Source organism: Caldibacillus debilis DSM 16016 (genome assembly GCF_000383875.1).
Classification (GTDB): Bacteria; Bacillota; Bacilli; order Bacillales; family Caldibacillaceae; genus Caldibacillus; species Caldibacillus debilis.
This window is the reverse complement of the sequence record NZ_KB912902.1, coordinates 47,340-68,917: the sequence shown is the minus strand read 5'-3', so window position 1 is coordinate 68,917 and position 21,578 is coordinate 47,340. Positions and strand designations below refer to the sequence as shown.

The window sequence follows — 21,578 nt, the reverse complement described above, 5'->3', positions numbered from 1 at the left end:
AAAAAGGGTGAAAACGGGGTTTTGGAGCGGCCCTTTGCTACAGAAACATTGTCGAAAGAGGGGATTGGTGACATGATGAAAAAATGGCGTCTGATCTTTTTATCCGCCTGTGCGGCGCTCTTTCTTTCCGGCTGCGGCGAGCCCTATTTATCGGCATTGCGCCCCGCCGGCGAAGTGGCGGAAAAGCAGTTCAACCTGCTGCTGTTGGCTACGTCGATTATGGTGTTCGTCGTTTCGGTTGTCGTCATCATCTATTTGATCGTTCTTTTGCGTTTCAGAAGGAAAAAAGGGAATGAAGACCGGATCCCGAAACAGGTGGAAGGAAGCCATGTTTTGGAAATCGTGTGGACGATCATCCCGATCCTCCTCCTCCTGATCCTGGCCGGGCCTACGATTGCGGAAACCTTTAAATTGGCCGATGTCAAAGGGATGGAAAAAACGGATAAAGAGGGAAACCGGGATGCCTTGGTGGTCAATGTGCGCGCCAACCTGTACTGGTGGGAATTCGAGTACCCGGATTTGGGCATCGTCACCTCCCAGGATTTGGTCGTTCCCACGGATGAAAAGGTCTATTTCGTCTTGAAGGCTTCCGATGTGAAACACTCCTTCTGGATCCCCGCCGCGGGCGGAAAAATGGATGCAAATACCGATAATGTCAACAAATTTTACCTTGTCTTCGACTCGAAAAAAGCCGATGAGGCAGGCAACCTGTTCTACGGAAAATGTGCGGAACTGTGCGGTCCTTCCCACGCGTACATGGATTTCAAGGTGAAAGCGATTCCCCGGGAGGATTTCGACCGCTGGGTAAAAGCGATGCAGAACGCGAAAGCCCCGGTGGCTGAAACCCCGCTGGCCAAGGAAGGGGAAAGGCTGTTCAAAGAAAACAACTGCCTGGCCTGCCATGCGGTCACTCCGAAGGATACCCGTCCGGAAAAGGCGAGGACCGCACCGAACCTGGCCGACTTCGGAAACCGTTCAAGGGTGGCCGGCATTCTGGAATTCAACAAGGAAAATATAAAGAAATGGCTGAAGGATCCGGAAGCGGTCAAACCGGGCAACCTGATGGTTTACCCGCATGATCCGTACACGGAGGAAGAACTGGATGCCTTGGCCGAATATTTGATGAGCTTTAAGGTTCAATGATGACGCGGTGTGCGGCCGGCTCCGGCCCGGTTTCGCACATCGGCGTCCGACAGGACCTTTTCGGACTGCCTGATGCGTCGACGGAACATTTCACAAAGGAGGGTTCACTTTGGCGACTGCCGCAGTGAAAAAAGGGTTTCGAGCGGGTCTATGGGAGTACCTGACCACGGTAGACCATAAAAAAATCGCCCATCTTTATTTGGCCGGCGGAAGTTTTTTCTTCCTGCTCGGCGGCGTTGAGGCCCTGCTCATCCGTTTGCAATTGATGAAACCGGAGAACGATCTCCTGAATGAAGAACTGTATAACCAAATCATGACGATGCACGGGACGACGATGATCTTCCTGGCGGCCATGCCGCTCCTGTTCGCCTTCATGAACGCCGTTGTCCCGCTGCAAATCGGCGCGAGGGACGTGGCTTTTCCCTTCTTGAACGCGCTGGGCTTCTGGCTGTTCATGTTCGGCGGTTTGTTCTTGAATCTGTCCTGGTTCTTGGGGGGAGCCCCCGATGCGGGATGGACTTCCTACGCTTCGCTGTCGCTGCACTCGCCGGGCCACGGGATCGATTTTTACACGCTCGGTTTGCAGATTTCCGGTTTCGGAACATTGATTTCCGGGATCAACTTTTTGGTTACGATCATCAACATGCGGGCGCCGGGCATGACCTTTATGCGGATGCCGCTCTTTACGTGGACGACTTTCGTGGCCTCCGCCCTGATCCTGTTCGCGTTTCCCCCGCTGACCGTCGGCATCTTTTTCCTGATGTTCGACCGGCTGTTCGGCAGCCACTTCTTCGATGTGGCGATGGGCGGAAACACGATCATCTGGGAGCACCTGTTCTGGATTTTCGGCCACCCGGAAGTGTACATCCTGGTCCTGCCGGCATTCGGCATTTTCTCTGAAATCATTCCGACCTTTGCCCGGAAACGGCTGTTCGGATATTCATCCATGGTGTTCGCCACGGTGCTGATCGGGTTTTTGGGCTTTATGGTGTGGGCGCACCATATGTTCACGACCGGGATGGGCCCCGTCCCCAACGCCATCTTTGCCGTGGCGACGATGGCCATCGCCGTTCCGACGGGCATTAAGATCTTCAACTGGCTGCTGACGATGTGGGGCGGAAGCATCCGGATATCCGTTCCGATGCTTTGGGCGCTCGGATTCATCCCCTCTTTCGTCATCGGCGGGGTCACAGGGGTCATGCAAGCCGCTGCTCCCCTGGACTATCAATTGCACGATTCCTATTTCATCGTGGCCCACTTCCACTACGTCATTCTCGGCGGGGTCGTCTTTGCCATCTTCGCGGCAGCCCATTTCTATTGGCCGAAAATGTTCGGCAAGATGTTGAGCGAAAAATTGGGCTACATTACTTTCGTCTTCTTTTTCACCGGTTTCCATCTGACCTTCTTCGTCCAGCATTTCCTCGGCCTGCTGGGCATGCCGCGGCGGGTTGCCAGCTACTTGGGCGGACAAGGATGGGATCTTTACAATTTCATCAGCTCCGTCGGGGCGATTATGATGGCGATCGGGGTCATCGTGCTGCTGATCAACGTGGTCGTTTCTTCCCTGCGCAAAGAAAAGGCCCCGAACGACCCGTGGGGAGACGGCAGAACGATCGAATGGGCGTTGCCTTCGCCGCCGCCGTTCTACAACTTTAAGCAGATTCCCCTCGTCAGGGGGCTGGATGCCTATTGGCTGGAAAAAATGGAAGGGAGAAAAGAGCTGACTCCCGCGGAACCTTTGGGCGACATCCATATGCCCAACAACTCCATCATGCCGTTTATCATCTCCTTGGGGCTTTTCATCGCGGCCTTCGGGGCCATGTACAACCCGTTGAACCAGGTCGGAGACGGGAAGCCTTGGGCCTTGCCGGTCTTGATCATCGGCCTCGCCATCACCTTCGGGACAATGTTCTTGCGTTCCGTCAAGGATGATTACGGATACCATATCCATAAAGAAGATTTGATCGACGATACGGAAAAGGGGGCCAAGGCGTAAAATGAATGTCGAGGAAAAATTTACCCCGCAAACCTGGCCGGAATTGCCCGAAAGACAAACCCTGGACGGGAAAAATAAATTCATCGGGTTCTGGCTCTTCCTGGGAGGCGAAACGGTCCTGTTCGCTTCCCTCTTCGCCACCTATTTGGCCTTAAAGGACAAGGTACCCGATGATTCCCATTATTTGGCCAAGGACCTGTTCAGCCTGCCGCTCGTTTTCGTGATGACGATGCTTCTCTTGACCAGTTCTTTGACCAGCGTCTATGCGATTTACCATATGCGCAATTTCCATTTTAAAAAGATGCAGGCATGGTTTTTCATCACCGTCCTTTTGGGCGCGGGCTTCCTTGCCTTAGAGATTTACGAATTTAACCATTACGTTCATGAATTTCATCATACGTTCCGGAGCAGCGCCTTCGGCTCAGCCTATTACACGCTGGTCGGCACCCACGGCGCCCACGTGCTGTTCGGGCTCTTGTGGATCATCACCCTGCTTTTAAGAAATGCGAAACGCGGCCTGAACCTTTACAACGCTCCCAAATTTTACGTGGCCAGCCTGTATTGGCATTTCATCGACGTCGTTTGGGTGTTTATCTTTACCGTCGTCTATCTCATGGGTAAGGTGGGATGAAAAATGGCACAGGAAGGCGTCAAGAAATCGAACGCGAGGATCAGCTATGAATACCGGCGCAAAAAGAATGCGGAGGAAATGCGGTATCAGGTCGTTTCCTTCACGCTGATGATCTTTCTGACCATCCTTGCTTTTGTCGCCGTCGGTTCCGGCAAATTTCATCCGGATTTTGTCGTTCCCTTCATTCTCCTTTTGGCCGTCATCCAAGTTCTTTTTCAGCTCTTTTATTTCATGCACATGAGCCATAAGGGGCATGAATTGCCGAAGTTTTTCCTTTACGGGGGCGTATTTGCCGGATTTTTAACCGTGCTTGCCATGGTCACGATCGTCTGGTGGTAATAGATTGCCCGGCGGGAATCCGCCGGGTTTTTCATATCGGGCGCATGGAAGCTGCCGGTTCCGGTTCTTTGCTTGTTCTGCATTTCCTTTGTATAATGAAATGGGAGGCGGGGACGAGGTGACATACATTGTTTAGACTTGATCAATTTGGATTCCGGGCGTTGTGGAGCCCGTATTTTTTCATCATTTTGCTCCTCTTGACCCTTTTATACTTTGCGTTCCTTTTCAGGCATCAAAAGCGTGTGGAAGAGGAGGGCTTGAGCAAAAGACAAGGGGTTTTGTTCGTCTTTTCCGTCTTATTGTTGTATCTCATTAAGGGATCGCCCCTCGATTTGCTCGGGCATCTCATGTTCACGTTCCATATGGTGCAAATGGCCTTATTGTATCTGCTGCTGCCGCCCTTGTTCATTGCCGCCGTTCCCGATTGGCTGTGGAAAAGGATCATCGGCCTTCCCTTTGTCAAACCGGCGTTCCGGCTTTTCACCAAACCGATTTTGGCCCTCGTTTTGTTTAACGGCCTGTTCTCCTTTTACCATGTGCCGTTTATTTTTGACTTCGTCAAGACGAACGTGTTCTATCACGAATTGTACACGGCGGTGTTGTTTTTCTTCGCCATCATCATGTGGTGGCCCCTCGTAAACCGGGTGGAAGAGGAAAGCGAATTGTCGGGCCTGAAAAAGATTGCCTACCTGATTGCGGATTCGATCCTGCTCACTCCCGCCTGCGCCCTGATCATTTTTTCGGGAAAGCCTTTGTATCAAACGTACTTAAGCGGGGAATTATGGGTTAAATCCCTCCATTTGTGCGTACCCGCGGATATGCTGGCTTCCCTCGGGCCGATCGACCCGGAAGTTTTCCAAATCATGCCTCCTTTGTATGACCAGCAGCTGGGCGGCGTCATCATGAAGCTCTTGCAGGAGATCATCTACGGATCGGTTTTGATTTACGTGTTCAGAGAATGGTACCGGAAGGAAACGGAGGAGCCTGACCCGGGCTTGTGACGGTTCGGGAAAGGCTTTTCAAAAATAGAGAGAAAACGAAGAGGGGGTGAACGGCATGGAACTTGCGCTCTTGCCGACGATCAGCACGTCGTGCATCGTGCTGAGCGCCATCTTTGTGGCCATCGGCGTGTGGGCCATCAAGCGGAAGGACAGGCAGACCCATGAACGGATGATGAAGCTCGGCGCCCTTTTCGCCGTCCTTTTCTTCCTCATTTATTTGGGCCGGACCGTCTTTGTCGGCAATACGTCCTTCGGCGGGCCGGACCATCTGAAGCCTTATTACTTCCTGTTTTTAATCTTTCACATTGTATTGGCCATTCTCGGCGCGGTCCTCGGCATCCGGACGTTGTGGCTGGCGAGCAGGGAACGGTTTGACAGCCATAAGAAGATCGGCCCCGTCACCAGCATCCTTTGGTTTTTTTCCGCCGGCACCGGAGTCGTTGTTTACATCCTGCTTTATGTCCTTTATCCGGGCGGACAAACCACATCTTTAATCAAAGCCATCTTCGGCTTTTAGGATCGGAAAAAGCATAAGAAAAAAGCAAGCGCGGCTGACGCTTGCTTTTTTATGCTTCATTGAACGGCTCCAAATCCTTTTTTACCTCTTCAAGGATCTGGTTGCATTTTTCCACCAGGCGTTCCGGGAAATATTCATCATCGCCATATTCCACACCGTGGGGATAGTAATATTTCCCTAAAATCGGCTTCAACAGCTGGATATAGGCGTCGTGGGCGCCCACGTCCCCTTCGGTCGCATAGCCTTGCACGCGCAAATAATAGATGCCTTCCTTGATATCGAACTTCCGGTCGTATGTAACCCTTTCATAATCCCATTGCCCGGCGCGGATCAGCCCGTGTTTCGGCAAGATTTCGTCCAGTTTGTTCAGGTCGACCCGGAATTTTTCCAGACCGGTGTTTTCAAAGCGCAATTTTCTCCCTCCTCAGGCAATAGAAACGGTTATAATAGAATTTCCTTCCATATTATAATAGTGGATTGCGGGCGATGTTGCAATGTATGGAAATGAAAAAGGATTGAAAAAACGGGGAATTTTTTTCCGCCGGGTCATCGGAAACGGGATATGGAAAATTTTTCCGGCGCCGGATCCGTCCCGCAGGCGAAAAAGAGAAGGAGCCTGCAACAAAATGTCCCGTATGCGTAAAATTTTCCCGGTGCGGAATCACCCGACAGGAAAAAGAAAAGGCGTCCTGCCGTTAAAGTGTCCGCCGCAACACTTCCAAAGGAGGCGCCTTCTTTGCTATGAAATCCTAAGGGTTCCGCGAAGCCGTTGAAGGGAAAGAGAATTTGCTGCCGCTGATGCGGCGGTTTTGGCGGATGCTCCGGACGAGCCGGCGGGCGGCCAGAAAGCGATAGCAAGGGGAAGGCCGGGAAAAGAAGACGATGTTCCGTTATTTTTGTATAATGATTAGAGAATACTTTTTTCTGGAACCTGCATCATCCCGCTGTTCTATTTCTGCGAAAAACCGGCATATACCTTTACCAACCGGAAATGTGGGGGGATTCCGCTGAAAAGTTTATTGAAGTTGCTCATCGCTCTGACGGTCATATTCGTGTTGAGCATCGCCTTCAACATCATCTATTCCAGGGACAAAGAAGACGTGTTGATCGATAAGCGAACGGATCCGACGGAAGATCATAGTTTGAACCGGGAAGATGTGAAGGAGAAAAAAAAGTCGGAACGGCCCTCCGACGGAATCTCCGTTTATATCGGCCAATCCGTGGACAAACTGCAGCAAACCTACGGCATCCCCGACCGCATCGAACCATCCTTTTACGGGTATGACTGGTGGATCTATCATCCCCAGGACGATAAATATATGCAAGTCGGGGTGAAGGACGGACGGATTGTCACCATCGCCCTGGCCGGAAAGGAAATCAAGGCGGAACCGTTCCGGATCGGCGAAAAGCTGCAAAGCATCTACCAGAAGGTGGATATGGAACCGGAAGTGGAGATCCGCTATGAAGGCGGGATCTACCGTTTTGAGATCCTCGAAGAGGATTTGAATTACCGTCCCCTGGTTCCCCTCGGGGATATTTACGCCCAGCTGTACCTGGACAAGTTTACCGGGAAACTCCTGTTCATCCGCTTCATGGACAAAAGGACGCTGCTGGAAATGAAACCGTATGACTTGACGTATGTGGGGANACTGGTGGAACCGGAAGAACTCTCCGAAGAGGATAGGCTGAAGGCGGAAAAGGGGACGGAGCGGCAGATTTTCGATTTGACCAATCTGATCCGTTCATCCCACCAGCTGTCTCCTTTAGCCTGGGACGACAAGGTCGCGGAGGTGGCCCTCAATCACAGCAAAGACATGTTCGAAACGGAAACCTTTTCCCATGAATCGAAAGGGTACGGAACGCTGGCCGACCGGTTGAAGGCCAACGGGGTTTACTATGAAAAAGCCGGCGAAAACATCGCCTACCAATACAGCGACAGCATCGCCGTCGTGGCCGGATGGCTCAACAGCAAAAGCCACAGGGAGACGATGCTGGATGAGGAGTTTACCCATCTCGGGGTCGGCGTCTACCAAAAATATTATACGGAAAATTTTATCCGACGAACTTGGGAGTAGGAGCCGCTACCCCGGGTTTCCTTTTTCTCCGCGCCGACATAATGTAGGGGTGAAAAAACTTTCGAGGTGAAGAAGAGTTGGCCGAGAAAAAATTGCACCCGTCCGTGAAGCGGTTCAAACAGTTTGTGAAAGATCACCCCCATTTGATCGAGCAGGTGCGGAGCGGAAAAACGACTTGGCAAAAAGTCTATGAAGATTGGACCATTTTGGGGGAAGACGATGATTTCTGGCAGAATGCGGATTACAATCAAAAAGGGGGAAAGGAATTAAAGCTGGATTTCCTCCAGCCTTATTTGGAAAAACTGAAGAAAATGGACGTTGATCAAATCCAGGGCTACATCGGAAAGGTCAGCGAAACGCTGGAATTGATCCAAGGCTTTCTGCAATCTGAAGGCCAGCCCGGGCAAGGGGAAGGGAAAAACCGTCCCTTCTCCTTCCGCAAAGATTGAGACGCCGGAGGCAATCCTTTATGAGGCAAACCTTGATGTCCATCATCCGTTCCGATGAGCGGCTCCATCTCTTCATCCGCCGGAATCCGTCCTGGTACCGCCGCCTCTCCCGGGATCCGCTGGAATTTGAAAATTTCAAAAGGGAAGCCGGCCGTTTTTCCCGGATGTCCTGGCCGGAAAAAATCTTTCAATTTTCCAACGGCCTGCAAATGGCGCAAATGATGTTCGCCCTTTTTTGGCCGACGGACGCCGGCGGAAAAGGGCAGGAACCGCGCTGATCGGTTTTTTAGCCGCGCAGGAAAAGGGCCGGAAACCGGCGGAACGGGCTTCATTTCCCCGATAAAGGGGGAATTTTTTTTGGCCTTCCGGGCCAAATTCCCGGGAAACGGCCGCTCCTTCGTGTATTTCAGGGATCCGGCGGGAACAATAAGGAAAGAAAGGTCGTTTTTCCGAAAGGAGCGGTTCCATGAAACAGATGCTGCTGATCGTTCTCCTTTTGCTTTCCGCCTGCGCGGGAAAGTCCCCCGAACCGGAATCGGAAAGGAACAACCGGATGGAAATCGACCCGATTCAGATGGAAAACCAGCCCGCCAAGCCGGCTCACACCTTCCATGAAGCCGAATAATGCCGGGGCCGAAGAGCGGGCGGAGGGGGCCTCCCGAAAAAAGGCGGGAACAGGGACGGCTGCGGTTCTTATCCTTATTGGAAAATGGCGTCCCCGAAAAAGGGATCGGAGGCCGCCTATCGCCGCCGCAAGATTTTGGAGGGAATTATCCAGAAAGGGCGGACGAGTCCGGCCTCCCTTTTCCCGGCGGCCATTCCGCCATCCTTCGGGCCCGCGCCTCCGCCAGGTTTTCCGACGGGCCCGGGGCCGGAAGGTCCGGCATCCCGGCAAGATCCGGCCTTTCCTTTAAGATTTGGTTGTTCGAAAGCCAAGCCAAAGCTTCCCTTGTTTGGCAAAGGGACAAACCCCGATCGGCCCGTCCGCAATTTGAAGAACATCATCCGGCGCCCGAGGGGCTGTCCGGCATTTTCAACGGTGGGCCCACCATCCTAATTTTTTGTCCGAAGGGGAAATTTTGCCCGGCATGACAGAACCGCCATCCCGGAAAAAGCGGCCGTCTCCGAACAATTGCCCGCCGTCGCTTCTGGCGGCTGCCCCGGGACAGCAGGCGCATTCGTTCTACATATTCAAGAAATGTGGTATGATAAAAATTGGAGGTGGGTTTTTTGATAGCCACGATCGAAAAAGTGGAGATTCTCGATGCCGCAGAGCAGTTGGCGCGAATGATCCTAGACAGCGAACTGGCCGACAAATACCGCGAGTGTTACTATAGAATGAAAACCGATCCGAATACCCAGTCCCGCATCCGGCGCTTTGCCAGGATGAAGGAACGGTACGAAGAGGTGCAGCGTTTCGGCAGGTACCATCCCGATTATAAACAGGTCATGGCGGAACTTCGCCAGGCGAAAAGGGAGATGGACCTGGACGAAAATGTCGCCCGGTTTAAAAGGGCGGAAAACGAACTGCAGGATCTGCTGGACCAAATCTCGGTGATGATCGGGAGGGCCGTCAGCGAAAATGTGAAGGTTTCCACGGGGAACCCCTTTTTTGAAACGGCCGGAAAAACCGGCTGCTCCATCGGGGGAAGCTGCGGCTGTTCCCGGGCTGTATAATTCTATAGCGTTTGGGGTAATGCCTATGCTGTTTGGACAAAGACAAGGAATCATCGTTTGGGTGCAGTCCACGAAAAACGCGAGGATGTTGCGAAAATTCGGCAATATCCATTATGTCTCCAAGAGGCTCAAATACGTGGTCTTGTACTGTGATGCGGACCGGGCGGAAGAGACGATGCGCAAAATCCAGTCTCTTCCCTTCGTGAAAAAGGTGGAATTGTCCTTCAAGCCCTTTTTGCGGACGGAATTTGAAAATTCGAAGCCAGACAAGGCGAAGGAATACGATTATAAATTGGAATCGTAAGAGGGAAGGCCATTCCCTCTTTTTTTGATCAAAAAAATAAACCCTGCATTTCGCTGCAGGGTCCCTTCAGGCCGATGAGCCCGAAGGCAAAGGGAGAGGAGAAACCGGAGGAAGAACTTATGGGGATCGTTAAGTCTTCTCCGCGGTTGGCAACAACATCCGCAAAGGATGTTGTCATTTTCCATTATGGCCAATTTCTTTCGGACTATACATGGCGGATGACAAAAAATGATGGCCCTTGCATGAAAATAGCAAAACTTGTAAACTAAATGTGCATAACGTGAAGAGGTGGACCCGTGAGAGTCATATCCGGTTCGAAAAAGGGAAGAAAATTGCACGCCGTTCCCGGCTGGAACACGCGGCCGACCGCCGACAGGGTGAAGGAGGCCATCTTTAACATGATCGGCCCGTATTTTTCCGGGGGAATGGGCCTGGATTTGTTTGCCGGAAGCGGCGCCCTGGGAATAGAGGGGCTGAGCCGCGGATTGGACAAGGTCATTTTTGTCGACCATGACCGGAGCGCGGTTCAGACGATCAAACGAAATCTGGAACTTTGTGATCTCGCTCAGCAGGCGGAAGTGTTTAAAACCGACTGGAAACGGGCGTTGGCCTCGATCGCCCGCAGGAAACTTTCCTTTCAAGTCATCTGGTGCGATCCGCCTTATCAAATGAACGTGTACCGGGAGGTCATGGCCTGGGCGGATCAACACGGGACGCTTGCGGAAGAAGGGGTTCTCGTCTGCGAGCACAATCGGGAACTCCCTTTGCCGGAAAAATGCGGGGATTTGATCCGCTTCAAGCACGGGGAATACGGCATCACCGCGGTTTCCGTTTATATCAAGATGGGAGGGGCGCAAGATGGAACGGATTGCCGTCTGTCCGGGCAGTTTTGACCCGATTACGAACGGCCATGTGGACATTATTAAAAGAGGGGCAAGGATCTTTGATAAGATCTACGTCTGCGTCTTGAACAATTCGGCGAAAAAGGCCTTGTTTTCCGTCGAAGAGCGGCTTGAGCTGATCAAGGACGCGACGAAGGAGATCGGCAACGTCCACGTCGATGCATACAACGGCCTGTTGGTGGATTATGCCAAAAAGGTGAACGCCCAAGTGATTTTAAGGGGCCTTCGGGCCGTTTCCGATTTCGAATATGAAATGCGGATTACCGCGATGAACAAAAAACTGAATGAAGAGGTGGACACCTTTTTTATTATGACGAAGAAAGAATATTCCTTTTTAAGTTCCAGCATCGTGAAGGAAGTGGCGAAATATAACGGGGACATCTCGGATCTCGTGCCGCCTTCCGTGGAACGGGCGTTAAAGGAAAAATTCGGGAAACAGTAATTGGCAAACCCGCAGTTTTGCGTCAATCGTTTGTCCGGACCGATCGCTTCAGAAAGACGAAGGTGTAGACCGACAGGGCGATGATCGTGACCGGCGGGCCGATTTCGGAAAGGAAATGCCCCCATCTTGCCTGCTCTTCGGCGAAGGGACGGGCGACGGCCGGGATGGCCGATGCTTCTTCGTACACCGGCCTCCAAAGGAGGACGGTAAGCCATGAGGCGAGAATCCCTTGCAAAAGGCGGGCGCAGAAAAAGGGAAGAAAGCGGATGTCCGACCGGGCCAGGATGCTGGAAACCTGGGCTTGGATGCTGAATCCGCCGAAGGCCAAAAGGAAGCTGGCTACGACGGCCTGGTCCAGCAGCGGAGCCGCTTTTTCGCTGATTCCCTGAATGCCGATCGTCATCTCGAACAGCCCGGAAATAAACGGTTCGGACAGATCCTCATCCAAGGAAAGGAGAGGGAAGACAGTTCCCGCGATTTTCGCCGCCCAGCCGCTGATATGGGTGACGGTCAAAAGCCGGTTGATTACGGAAAAAAAGATGATGAAACCGCCGATCATCAGCAAGGATTGCACCGATTGAACGACCGCATCCCCCAAGAGCCGGCCGAGGGGCCTTCCGTCCTCGATCCTTTTCTCATGAAGGAACCGGAACGGATTTTTGGCGGTGAGGGGGCGGCCCTTTTTTTCCCCCTTTTCCCACGTCCCGTAGTACCTCATAATCAGGCCGACGGCAATATTCGCTCCGTAATGGGCGGCGGCGAGCAGCACGCCCAGGCGGGGATTGTGAAAAAAACCGACGGCAACCGCCCCGAAAATAAAAAGCGGGTTCGCCGAACTGGTAAAGGCGGCGAGCCTTTCCGCCTCCATGCGTGAAATGGCCCTTTCCTCCCGCATGCGGGCGGCCAGCTTCGGCCCCGCGGGATTCCCCGAAGCCATCCCCATCGCCCACACGAAGCCTCCGATCCCGGGAACCCGAAACAGGGGCCGCATCAACGGCTCCAGCAGAATCCCGAGAAAATGGACGACCCCGAAACCGATCAGCAATTCGGAGATGATAAAAAAGGGAAGCAGGGACGGAAACACCACCCGCCACCAGGTATCGAGCCCTTTCAGCGACGCCTGGAAAGCTTCCTCCGGGAACAGGATCAGGCCCAAGGCCAGGACGATTGCGAGAAAGGCGAGCAAGACCGATTTCATCAACGCACCCATGCAGCTTCCCTCCGAAATGGCATTCTGACCGCGTTCTTTATCCAATCTATGAAGACAAGCCGGAAAAAAGAAGAAGAAAATCATCCTGTCATAATCGGCCGGCCGGATCCATAAGTATAGGCGAAAAGCAGGAGAAGGGGTGACGGCGTTGGACAGGCCGACGATCGGTTTGGCGCTCGGTTCGGGCGGAGCCCGGGGGCTGGCCCACCTTGGCGTGATCAAAGTTTTTCAGGAGGAAAACATCCCGATCGATTATTTGGCGGGATCCAGCATCGGCGCTTTGGTGGCGGCCCTCGTCAGCGCTGGACAAAGCATCGATAAACTTTATAAAATAGCGGTAGCGGTAAAAAGAAAATATTTTCTTGATTTCACCCGGCCCAAACTCGGTTTTATCGCCGGAAACCGGATTTTGGAAATGATCCGGATCTTCACTTTTCACAAAAACATTGAAGATTTGTCCGTTCCGCTGGCCATTGTGGCAACGGATCTTCATACCGGGGAAAGGGTCGTCTTCCGCGAAGGTCCCGTCGCCGAAGCGGTCCGGGCAAGCATTTCCATTCCAGGGGTATTTGTTCCCGCCGAGTACCGGGGAAGGCTTTTGGTCGACGGAGGGGTGACCGACCGGATTCCCGTTTCGGCGGTAAAGGAGATGGGCGCGGATATTGTCATCGGGGTCAACATATCCGGATTCACCAAAAACGCCCGGATCCATTCCATCTACGACGTGTTTTTCCAAAGCCTGGACATCATGCAGGCGGAGCTTACGGAAAACCGGAAACTGCTGGCGGATCTGATGATTCATCCGGAAGTGGACAAATTCAGCTCCTACGCCTTTACCGATGTGGAGGCCATCATTTCCGCCGGGGAAGCGGCCGCCAGAAAACAAATGCCCCGCATCCAAAAACTGATTCAAGAGCGGAGGGAATCGATCACTTGAGAAAAAAGCGCATGCGCGTTCCCCTTCTTCTTGCGGCTGCCGTTGTGCTGTTTGCCGCTTTTTTCCCCCTGCCCTATTACGTAACCCGGCCGGGCATGGCGAAAGAATTGGATTCGGTCGTCCATGTGGAAAACGGGGACCGGGCGGAAGGGAAATTTTTCTTGACGACGGTCCGCATGGGAAGGGCGACGATCATCACCTACCTGATGGCAAAATTTCAAGATTATTCCGAAATCCTTCCCCTCGATTCGGTCCGTCTGGAAAATGAAACGGACGAGGAATACAACGTCCGGCAGCTTTATTACATGGAGGAATCGAAGGAAAACGCCATCCAGGCTGCTTTCAAGGCGGCGGGGGAAAGCTATGAGGTCCGCCATAAGGGCGTGTACGTTTTGGGGGTTGTAAAAGGAATGCCCGCGGAGGGGGTACTGCAAGCCGGCGACCGCATCATTGCCGTCGACGGGAAAACCTTCGATTCTTCGGACCGGTTTATTTCCTACGTGCAAAGCAAAAAAGAAGGCGACAAAATCACCGTCACCTTCCTCCGCAAGGGGAAAGAGCACCGGAAAAAAATCCTCGTCCGGAGGATCCCGGAACTGAATAAGCCCGGGATCGGGATTACGCTGGTGGAGGATAAAGAGGTAAAAACGAAGCGGAAGGTAACGATCGATACGGAAGAAATCGGGGGCCCGTCGGCGGGGCTCATGTTTACCTTGGAAATCTACAACCAGCTGACGAAGGGGGATTTGACCAAGGGATACCGGATCGCGGGGACGGGAACGATAGAAAGTGACGGGAAGGTCGGGCCGATCGGCGGCGTCGACCAGAAAGTGGTCGCCGCCGACAAAGAAGGCGCGGAAATCTTTTTTGCCCCGAACGAAAACGGGAAAAGAGACTCCGACTATCAAATGGCGGTGGAAACGGCAAAGAGGATCGGTTCGAAGATGAAGATCGTTCCGGTGGACACCCTTTCCGACGCTTTGGCCTATCTCGAATCCCTGCCGGAAAAATAGCCCGTTCTCCTCACGGCGCGGGATCTTTCCCGTTTCCCCATTTGTGCGGGAATTATTCCGCCATCACCGGCGGCCGCTTGTATTCCTCTTCCAGCACCCGCTGCCGGACGGACGGCGGAAAACCGAAGGAATAAATATATCCCGCCCTTTTATCCAGCTCGAAGGCGCCGCCGTCGCGGGAAGATGCCTTTGCGATGAGGGAGATCGCCAATTCTTCCTTCATCCGGTTTAGATATTGCCGGCCCCTTTTGCTGAAGCCGAGAAGACGGGCATATTCGGGTTTCTGGCAATAGGTTTTCATCTCTTCCTTTTTCGCGTTCATCAGGATATGGGTGCTCAGGCGCTGCAGCCTCGTCCATGTGTACCTTTTCGTCTTTAATTTTTCCATGAAGGACTGGAAGCTGTCCGCCCGGAAAGCCGCTTCCCGGACCCGGTATTCGATGCCTTCTTCCATGTCGTAAATCTCCCTCAACTCGCCGGGGCTCGACTGGATGATCCGGTATTTCAGGAAGGGCCAGTAATTTTCCCAGTTTTGCCACGCCCCGTATTCCCTTTTAAACCGGAGCAGTTCTTCAAAACTGGACTCCGGCATGTATCTTTTTAACGGTTCCAGATCCCCCTTTTCGGAAAAGATCGCCTTCCGGATGCTGGTGGCGCTGGCGATCGTGTCGGAGCTGAATTCCGGATCGTGGTAGCCGGCCTTTATCCTCGGGATCGTCAAGGGGATGATGTCCAACTGGCGGTCCTTGATCGCCTTCACATATTGATAGCCGAGAATATTGTTCGGCTGGGAAAGGTCGAGGAGGGCCCCATCCCCTTCCATCTCCGAATATGCCAGGGCGGCCGCCTTCGGATAGCTGAACCCGAGCCGCATCTTTTCTTTCAGGATTTCGTCGAACCGCCCCTTTTGCCGTTCCAGCCAATGGAAGGTGTCGAGAAAGGCGTTGATATCCCCCGATTCGCTGCCGAAGCAGAGATACCGGCAGCCGAGGGAGGCCAAGATCCGGACGGCCCCGTCGGCGAAGATCTCCGCCTGTTGAACGGCGAACGCGTAGGGGAGCTCCACGACGATATCGCAGCCTGCCTGAAGGGCCATTTTCGTCCTTGCGAATTTGGATACGATGGCCGGCTCGCCCCGCTGCAAAAAATTGCCGCTCATCACGGCGATGACCACGTCGGCGTCCGTCCGCTTTTTCGTCTCGTTCAAATGGTGGAGATGGCCGTTGTGAAAAGGGTTATATTCGACGACAATTCCCGCGCTGATCATCGGTAACCTCCCGGGAAAAGGAATGCATCAAAGGATTTCAAAGGGTGAGAATATATATATCATAGCAAAGGAAAGTGTAAAGCGAAATATATTGACAAAAAAAGGGATGACCGTTATAATTACTTTTGTTGTCTTGAGGTGAAGGCATTGAAATGGCTAATCTCCCGTTTGCGAACCTACCGGAATCAAACCTTTGAATTTGAGGAAACGGTGGATCTGTCGCAGCTGAAAGATGCGGATCCCGAGATCCGGGATATTTCGCCGATCCATGTCAAAGGTTCCGCCGAAATCGGCCCGAAAAAAATCACCTTTCACCTGCACATCACCGGCGAACTGATTTTGCCTTGCGCCTTGACGCTTGCGGATGTCCGTTTCCCGCTGGACATCCATTCGACGGAGATCTTCCTGGAAAAGGAAGACATGGAAAAGGAAGCGATGGCCGACGAAGAGATCCACGTGGTCGAAGGAAACGCCATCGACTTGACGCCGGTCGTTCAGGAATTGGTATTGTTGGAAATTCCCATGCAAGTATACAGTGAAAATGCGGAACAAAACATGCTGCGGTCGGGAAAGGATTGGGAATTTATCGGAGAGGGGGAAGAAAAGAAGAAGATCGATCCCCGGCTCCTAAAACTGACCCAATTGCTGGAAAAGAAAGATTGACCGCTCCCGGCCCGTTAAGGAGGTGGAAATGATGGCAGTACCTTTCCGAAGAACTTCAAAGGCGAGAAAACGGCTTCGCCGCACCCATTATAAACTGCAGGTTCCCGGCTTGGTCGAATGCCCGAACTGTGGGGAGATGAAACTCGCCCACCGCGTCTGCAAAAATTGCGGAACCTATAAAGGAAGAGAAGTCATCAGCAAATAATATCGGACTTGAACATCGCCCCCTTGCAGGCGTCTTCGCCGCGAGGGGGCGAAAATTTTTGGCCGGGAAAAGAAAAATGCCTAATGTGGCGGCCTCTCGGCAGGGAAAATATCAGCCGCAAAGCAATCCCTTTCATCGCTTGGATGGGGGGAGAAAGGGACCGGATTTGCCGAATTGGTCTGCAGAATTCTTTTCTTCGCCTGAAGGCCGTGGGCATCCCGCGGCGGGAAAATATCAGCGGCAAAGGGCGGGCGGGAAGTCTATCGTTTCTATCAGGCGCATATATTTAATACAAAATGCGCTAGGAGGGAACGGTATGGCTGCAGTCCGTCAAGATGCATGGACAAACGAAGAAGATTCCTTATTGGCCGAAACGGTTTTAAAGCATATCCGGGAGGGAAGCACCCAATTGCAGGCATTTGCCGAAGTCGGGAAAAAACTCAGCCGGACGCCGGCCGCCTGCGGTTTCCGCTGGAATTCCGCGCTGCGGAAACGATATAAAAACGAGATCGAATGGGCGAAAAAGCAGCGGAAGGCATTGAAGAAGGCGTCCGGAACGAAGAAAAATCAGCCGGCGAAACCAGGCCCGTTTCCGGCACCGGATGTTCAGGCGCTGGACCAATTCATCGTCTGCCTGGAACAGCTGAAGACCTATTTGACGAAAGTCGACGGGTATGTCCAACAGATGGAGCAGGAGAATGAAAAGGTAAAGGAGCTGGAAAAGAGGATCGAGTCGTTGGAACGGGAAAACAGGATGATCAGCCAGGACTACCTGGCGCTGCTGGCGATCATGGAAAAGGCGAGAAAGATGACCGAAAAAAAGGAGACCAGGAACGACGGGCCGGAGGAAAAAAAGGAAGATGCGGACGGCGGACTTCCCTGAAAAAAGGTCAGCCTGAAGGACTGACCCCGCATGTATCCGTCCGCTCATCAGCACGCCCCGGGACGGACCGTTCGGTGCCGTTTCATTCTTTCAAACGGATCCCTTCCGGATGCCAGATCAGCGGGTTTTCTCCCAAATCCCGTTCCACGTTGTAGCGGACGGGAACGAACCCGTTCTTGATCCAGAATTCCTTCGATTTCATCCTTGCGTTCGTTTTGATCGGCATGTTGAAGCTTTTCGCGAAATTGACGAGGGCGGTGCCGAACCCCTTTCTTTGATAGTCGGGCAAGACCTCCAGTTTCCACAATTCCAGATAGTCCTGCGGCGGATCAAAATACTGGTCGTATTTCTTATCGATTTTATACAGGCTCATCCGGGCCACCAATTTTCCCCCGTAATAGATTCCGTAAAAAGGGGATTCGCTGTCGTTTTCGATGATGTTTCCCTGCAGATCCTCCAGCATGGACAGCTCCTGCAGCCCGTATTCTTTAAACTGTTTAAACTCTTCCAACGTTTTATAGTTCACCTTCAATCTTTCTACTTTTACCTCCATGCCTACTCCCCCTTTGTTTGCCGTAAAGATGTCTGATTGATCTATACTTTCATTATATAATAAAAAAACCAAGAATTTACCGCAAAAAAAGAAAACGTTTGCAGAAAAGAGAAGGAATCCGGGGAAAGAAGTCGAATGTAAACAATGGCCGACTGATTTTTTTTGAAAGGGAGAAGGGGATGGAAAAGATTCTGGTCGCAAACCGGGGGGAAATTGCCTTAAGGGTGATCCGGACCTTGAAAAAAATGGGGATCGGGACGGTGGCGGTTTATTCCGAACCGGATGAACCTTTGCCCTTTGTCCGGGAAGCGGATCACGCCTTTTGCATAGGCAAGGGTCCGGTCCGGGAGTCCTATATGAATCAGGACCGCCTGTTGGAGATTGCCAAAAAAAACGGGGTCGACGGGATCCATCCCGGCTACGGGTTTTTGTCGGAAGACGCCGGCTTCGCCCGCCGGGTCATGGAAGCGGGCATGGTGTTTATCGGTCCGAAACCGGATACGATCGCCTTGATGGGCGATAAATTGGCGGCGCGGCAAGCGATGGCCCGCGCCGGAGTGGCCGTCGTTCCCGGCAGTCCGGAAGTGGGAACGGCGGAGGAAGCGGCGGAGGCGGCCCGGGAAATCGGCTTTCCCGTCATGTTGAAGGCGAGCGGCGGAGGAGGGGGGATCGGCATGGCCCTGTGCCGGACGGAAGAGGAGGTTTACCGTTCGTTCCAAGGGGTTCAATCCCGGGCGAAGGCCTATTTCCGTTCCGGCGGGATCTATGTGGAGAAATTCATCGGGCGGGCGCGGCATGTGGAAATCCAGGTGGCCGGCGACGCCCGCGGGAACCTCGTCCACCTTTTTGAAAGGGACTGTTCCGCGCAAAGGAGAAACCAAAAGGTGATCGAGGAAACCCACTCCCCTTTATTAAGCCGTAACACCCGGGAAAGGATGTATGAGGCCGCCCTGCGGGCCGCCCGCGCGGTTTCCTATGAAAACGTCGGGACGGTAGAGTTCATCGTCGACGAAGCGGAAAATTTCTATTTTTTGGAAATGAACACCCGCCTCCAGGTGGAACATCCGGTGACGGAAGCCGTGACCGGGATCGATTTTGTCGAATGGCAAGTCCTTCTCGCATCGGGCAAGCCGCTGCCGAAACCGCAACAGGCGATCGTTCACCGGGGCCATGCCGTCGAATTCCGGATTTACGCCGAAGATCCGGACAATTTTTATCCGTCGCCGGGCGTCATCGAAAAGCTGGCCTGGGGAAGGGGGGACGATGTCCGGACCGATGCGGGCTACGAAGCAGGAAACCGGGTCAGCCCCTTTTATGACCCGTTGATCGCCAAGTGCGTCTTCCACGGAAAGACCCGGGAAGATTGTTTGGCGCGCGCGGAGAAATATTTTGCCGAGACGGAAATCGAAGGGATCAAAACCAATATTCCTTTGCTCCGAGGCCTGATTGCCTACCCGCCATTCGCCGAAGGGAAATATTTCACCGATCTGGTGCAGGAATATCAAAGGGAAAAGGGAGGAAAAGGGGATGAAAAAAATTGAGGCGTCGATGGCCGGCACCGTTTTTCAAATCTTGGTATCCGTGGGGGAAGAAGTGAAAAGGGGGCAGGCCGTTGCCGTGCTGGAATCGATGAAGATGGAGATCCCGGTGGAAAGCGATGCGGAAGGGACCGTTAAGGAAATTCACGTCCGGGCGGGCGATTTCGTCAATGAAGGGGATGTTTTGGTAACCCTCGAATCGTTGTAAACGCGGAAAGGGGATGGAAGATGGAAAAGGGAACGGGAAGGTTGGAAGCATACCGGGAAAGGATTTGCCGGGGCGGCCATCCGAAATATCATGAAAAATTAAAGGAAAACCGCAAACTGTTCGTCCGCGACCGGTTGAAACTCCTTTTCGACGGCGGGGATTACCAGGAAGACGGGATGTTTGCCAATTGTACGAAAGCGGATCTCCCCGCGGACGGGGTGGTGACCGCCCTCGGGAAGATTTCCGGGAGGACCGTTTGCGTCATGGCCAATGATTCGACGGTCAAGGCGGGTTCCTGGGGCGCGAAGACGGTGGAAAAGATCATCCGCATCCAGGAGACGGCCATGAAGCTGAAAGTGCCGATGTTCTACCTCGTCGATTCCGCCGGGGCGCGGATTACCGACCAGTTGGAAATGTTTCCGAACCGCCGGGGAGCCGGCAAAATTTTTTACAACCAGGTCAAAATGTCCGGGATGGTCCCCCAAGTCTGCATCCTGTTCGGACCGTCCGCCGCCGGCGGCGCCTATATCCCCGCCTTTTGCGACATCGTCATCATGGTCGATAAAAACGCCTCCATGTATTTGGGCTCGCCGCGGATGGCCGAGAAGGTGATCGGCGAGAAGGTTTCCCTCGAGGAGATGGGCGGGGCGAGGATGCACTGCACGGTGAGCGGATGCGGAGACTATTTGGCGAAGGACGAGGAAGAGGCGATCGAAGCGGCGAAGAGGTACCTATCCTATTTTCCGCAAAATTACCGGGAAAAGCCGGATAAACTTCCCGGAAAACCGGAGAAAAAGGGGGCCGACCTGGAAAAGCTGATTCCGGAAAATCAAAACCTGCCTTTTGATATGTATGAACTGATCGACGGGATCATCGATGAAGGCAGCTTTTTTGAAATCAAAAAGTTGTACGCCCCCGAAATCATTACCGGTCTGGCCCGGATCGGCGGGAGGGCGGTCGGCATCGTCGCCAACCAGCCGAAGGTCAAAGGGGGGGTTCTTTTCGTCAATTCGGCGGATAAGGCGGCCCGGTTCATTTTTCTTTGCGACGCCTTTTCCATCCCGTTGCTGTTCTTGGCGGACGTTCCGGGCTTTATGATCGGGACGAAGGTGGAACGGGAAGGGATTATCCGCCACGGGGCGAAAATGATCGCCGCCGTCAGTTCCGCCACCGTCCCGAAGATATCCGTCATCGTCCGGAAGGCGTACGGCGCCGGACTGTACGCCATGGCGGGGCCGGCTTTTGAACCCGATCTCTGCCTCGCCCTTCCGACGGCCCAGATCGCCGTCATGGGCCCGGAAGCGGCGGTCAATGCGGTGTATGCCAACAAGATTCAGGAGATCGAAGATGCGGACGAACGCAAGGCGTTTATCCGGGAAAAGGAAAACGAATACCGGGAGGCGATCGACATTTACCGCGTCGCCTCCGAATTGATCGTCGATGAAATCGTCCCGGCAAACGGCTTGCGCCGGGTATTGGCGGAACGTTTACAGTTTTATGAATCCAAGAATATCGCCTTCAGCGAGAGAAAAAATCCGGTTTATCCTGTATAATGGTGGATGAAGGAGGGCAAGGCGGCTGCGGGGCCGTTTTGTCCTTGCGTAAAGATATCCGCGATTTCGGGT

26 protein-coding genes are annotated in these 21,578 nt (G+C 53.2%); 22 read left to right on the top strand and 4 right to left on the bottom strand.

Annotated features, from left to right (window positions below; translation table 11 throughout):
- The first annotated feature begins 72 nt into the window (after positions 1-72).
- From coxB to A3EQ_RS0113250, 6 genes are all read left to right on the top strand, one after another.
- Entirely contained in the window at positions 73-1,143 is a 1,071-nt protein-coding gene (gene coxB / locus A3EQ_RS0113275; RefSeq protein ID WP_020155659.1) for a cytochrome c oxidase subunit II, read from the top strand.
- 109 nt (positions 1,144-1,252) lie between these two features.
- Positions 1,253-3,139 carry a cytochrome c oxidase subunit I gene (ctaD, locus tag A3EQ_RS0113270; protein WP_020155658.1) on the top strand — a complete coding sequence of 629 codons (1,887 nt, stop codon included), beginning with the start codon at positions 1,253-1,255 and terminating at the stop codon, positions 3,137-3,139.
- A gap of 1 nt (position 3,140) precedes the next feature.
- Positions 3,141-3,770, top strand: a complete 630-nt coding sequence (locus tag A3EQ_RS0113265) for a cytochrome (ubi)quinol oxidase subunit III (RefSeq protein WP_020155657.1) — start codon at positions 3,141-3,143, stop codon at positions 3,768-3,770.
- A 3-nt stretch (positions 3,771-3,773) separates the two neighbouring features.
- Positions 3,774-4,109, top strand: coding sequence for a cytochrome c oxidase subunit IVB (gene ctaF / locus A3EQ_RS0113260; RefSeq protein ID WP_020155656.1), 336 nt, complete (start codon positions 3,774-3,776; stop codon positions 4,107-4,109).
- 128 nt (positions 4,110-4,237) lie between these two features.
- Positions 4,238-5,110, top strand: coding sequence for a cytochrome c oxidase assembly factor CtaG (gene ctaG / locus A3EQ_RS0113255; protein WP_020155655.1), 873 nt, complete (start codon positions 4,238-4,240; stop codon positions 5,108-5,110).
- Positions 5,111-5,165: 55 nt separating this feature from the next.
- A complete protein-coding gene (locus A3EQ_RS0113250; protein ID WP_020155654.1) occupies positions 5,166-5,627 on the top strand; it encodes a DUF420 domain-containing protein in 462 nt (153 codons plus the stop codon).
- Positions 5,628-5,676: 49 nt separating this feature from the next.
- Here the strand turns inward: A3EQ_RS0113250 and A3EQ_RS0113245 are convergent, their stop codons facing one another.
- The gene (locus A3EQ_RS0113245; protein WP_020155653.1) at positions 5,677-6,039 is read right to left on the bottom strand and encodes a YugN family protein; all 363 of its coding nucleotides are present in this window, start codon (positions 6,037-6,039) and stop codon (positions 5,677-5,679) included.
- Positions 6,040-6,679: 640 nt separating this feature from the next.
- On the opposite strand from A3EQ_RS0113245, the gene A3EQ_RS0113230 reads away from it, so the two are divergent.
- The 8 genes from A3EQ_RS0113230 to coaD all read left to right on the top strand — a co-directional run bounded on the left by A3EQ_RS0113230 (position 6,680) and on the right by coaD (position 11,476).
- Complete coding sequence (locus A3EQ_RS0113230; RefSeq protein ID WP_456059061.1) at positions 6,680-7,702, top strand: CAP domain-containing protein; 1,023 nt, start codon at positions 6,680-6,682, stop codon at positions 7,700-7,702.
- A gap of 77 nt (positions 7,703-7,779) precedes the next feature.
- Complete coding sequence (gene ylbD / locus A3EQ_RS0113225; RefSeq protein WP_020155649.1) at positions 7,780-8,151, top strand: spore coat protein YlbD; 372 nt, start codon at positions 7,780-7,782, stop codon at positions 8,149-8,151.
- A gap of 20 nt (positions 8,152-8,171) precedes the next feature.
- On the top strand, positions 8,172-8,429 hold the full coding sequence (locus A3EQ_RS21105; RefSeq protein ID WP_020155648.1) for a YlbE-like family protein: 258 nt from the start codon (positions 8,172-8,174) through the stop codon (positions 8,427-8,429).
- A gap of 188 nt (positions 8,430-8,617) precedes the next feature.
- Positions 8,618-8,776, top strand: a complete 159-nt coding sequence (locus A3EQ_RS22550) for a hypothetical protein (RefSeq protein ID WP_020155647.1) — start codon at positions 8,618-8,620, stop codon at positions 8,774-8,776.
- A 605-nt stretch (positions 8,777-9,381) separates the two neighbouring features.
- Positions 9,382-9,828, top strand: a complete 447-nt coding sequence (locus A3EQ_RS0113205; protein ID WP_020155645.1) for a YlbF family regulator — start codon at positions 9,382-9,384, stop codon at positions 9,826-9,828.
- A gap of 25 nt (positions 9,829-9,853) precedes the next feature.
- Entirely contained in the window at positions 9,854-10,132 is a 279-nt protein-coding gene (locus A3EQ_RS0113200) for a YlbG family protein (protein WP_020155644.1), read from the top strand.
- Positions 10,133-10,428: 296 nt separating this feature from the next.
- Entirely contained in the window at positions 10,429-11,025 is a 597-nt protein-coding gene (rsmD, locus tag A3EQ_RS0113195; protein ID WP_020155643.1) for a 16S rRNA (guanine(966)-N(2))-methyltransferase RsmD, read from the top strand.
- Entirely contained in the window at positions 10,991-11,476 is a 486-nt protein-coding gene (coaD, locus tag A3EQ_RS0113190) for a pantetheine-phosphate adenylyltransferase (protein ID WP_020155642.1), read from the top strand. The genes rsmD and coaD overlap by 35 nt, the downstream gene beginning before the upstream one ends.
- Before the next feature lie 22 nt (positions 11,477-11,498).
- On the opposite strand, the gene ylbJ is transcribed toward coaD, so the two are convergent.
- Positions 11,499-12,686, bottom strand: a complete 1,188-nt coding sequence (ylbJ, locus tag A3EQ_RS0113185; RefSeq protein ID WP_020155641.1) for a sporulation integral membrane protein YlbJ — start codon at positions 12,684-12,686, stop codon at positions 11,499-11,501.
- A gap of 148 nt (positions 12,687-12,834) precedes the next feature.
- Between ylbJ and A3EQ_RS0113180 the strand changes: the two genes are divergently transcribed.
- Both A3EQ_RS0113180 and A3EQ_RS0113175 read left to right on the top strand, forming a co-directional pair.
- Complete coding sequence (locus A3EQ_RS0113180; RefSeq protein ID WP_020155640.1) at positions 12,835-13,623, top strand: patatin-like phospholipase family protein; 789 nt, start codon at positions 12,835-12,837, stop codon at positions 13,621-13,623.
- The gene (locus tag A3EQ_RS0113175; protein WP_020155639.1) at positions 13,620-14,636 is read left to right on the top strand and encodes a SepM family pheromone-processing serine protease; all 1,017 of its coding nucleotides are present in this window, start codon (positions 13,620-13,622) and stop codon (positions 14,634-14,636) included. Before A3EQ_RS0113180 ends, A3EQ_RS0113175 begins: the two co-directional genes overlap by 4 nt.
- A 52-nt stretch (positions 14,637-14,688) precedes the next feature.
- Here A3EQ_RS0113175 and A3EQ_RS0113170 read toward each other — a convergent pair whose 3' ends face one another.
- Positions 14,689-15,903: a nucleotidyltransferase gene (locus A3EQ_RS0113170; RefSeq protein WP_020155638.1), complete on the bottom strand. Its 1,215-nt coding sequence runs from the start codon at positions 15,901-15,903 to the stop codon at positions 14,689-14,691.
- A gap of 138 nt (positions 15,904-16,041) precedes the next feature.
- On the opposite strand from A3EQ_RS0113170, the gene A3EQ_RS0113160 reads away from it, so the two are divergent.
- From A3EQ_RS0113160 to A3EQ_RS0113145, 3 genes are all read left to right on the top strand, one after another.
- Complete coding sequence (locus A3EQ_RS0113160; RefSeq protein WP_020155636.1) at positions 16,042-16,566, top strand: YceD family protein; 525 nt, start codon at positions 16,042-16,044, stop codon at positions 16,564-16,566.
- Positions 16,567-16,597: 31 nt separating this feature from the next.
- Complete coding sequence (rpmF, locus tag A3EQ_RS0113155) at positions 16,598-16,771, top strand: 50S ribosomal protein L32 (RefSeq protein ID WP_020155635.1); 174 nt, start codon at positions 16,598-16,600, stop codon at positions 16,769-16,771.
- A gap of 316 nt (positions 16,772-17,087) precedes the next feature.
- The gene (locus A3EQ_RS0113145) at positions 17,088-17,654 is read left to right on the top strand and encodes an RsfA family transcriptional regulator (protein ID WP_020155633.1); all 567 of its coding nucleotides are present in this window, start codon (positions 17,088-17,090) and stop codon (positions 17,652-17,654) included.
- Between the two features lie 82 nt (positions 17,655-17,736).
- Here A3EQ_RS0113145 and A3EQ_RS0113140 read toward each other — a convergent pair whose 3' ends face one another.
- On the bottom strand, positions 17,737-18,207 hold the full coding sequence (locus tag A3EQ_RS0113140) for an N-acetyltransferase (RefSeq protein ID WP_020155632.1): 471 nt from the start codon (positions 18,205-18,207) through the stop codon (positions 17,737-17,739).
- A gap of 179 nt (positions 18,208-18,386) precedes the next feature.
- Between A3EQ_RS0113140 and A3EQ_RS0113135 the strand changes: the two genes are divergently transcribed.
- From A3EQ_RS0113135 to A3EQ_RS0113125, 3 genes are read left to right on the top strand one after another with little or no spacing between them, the layout of a single operon-like run.
- A complete protein-coding gene (locus A3EQ_RS0113135) occupies positions 18,387-19,748 on the top strand; it encodes an acetyl-CoA carboxylase biotin carboxylase subunit (protein WP_040369473.1) in 1,362 nt (453 codons plus the stop codon).
- Positions 19,735-19,953: an acetyl-CoA carboxylase biotin carboxyl carrier protein subunit gene (locus tag A3EQ_RS0113130; protein ID WP_020155630.1), complete on the top strand. Its 219-nt coding sequence runs from the start codon at positions 19,735-19,737 to the stop codon at positions 19,951-19,953. Before A3EQ_RS0113135 ends, A3EQ_RS0113130 begins: the two co-directional genes overlap by 14 nt.
- Positions 19,954-19,973: 20 nt before the next feature.
- A complete protein-coding gene (locus A3EQ_RS0113125) occupies positions 19,974-21,506 on the top strand; it encodes an acyl-CoA carboxylase subunit beta (protein ID WP_020155629.1) in 1,533 nt (510 codons plus the stop codon).
- The last annotated feature ends 72 nt before the right edge of the window (positions 21,507-21,578 follow it).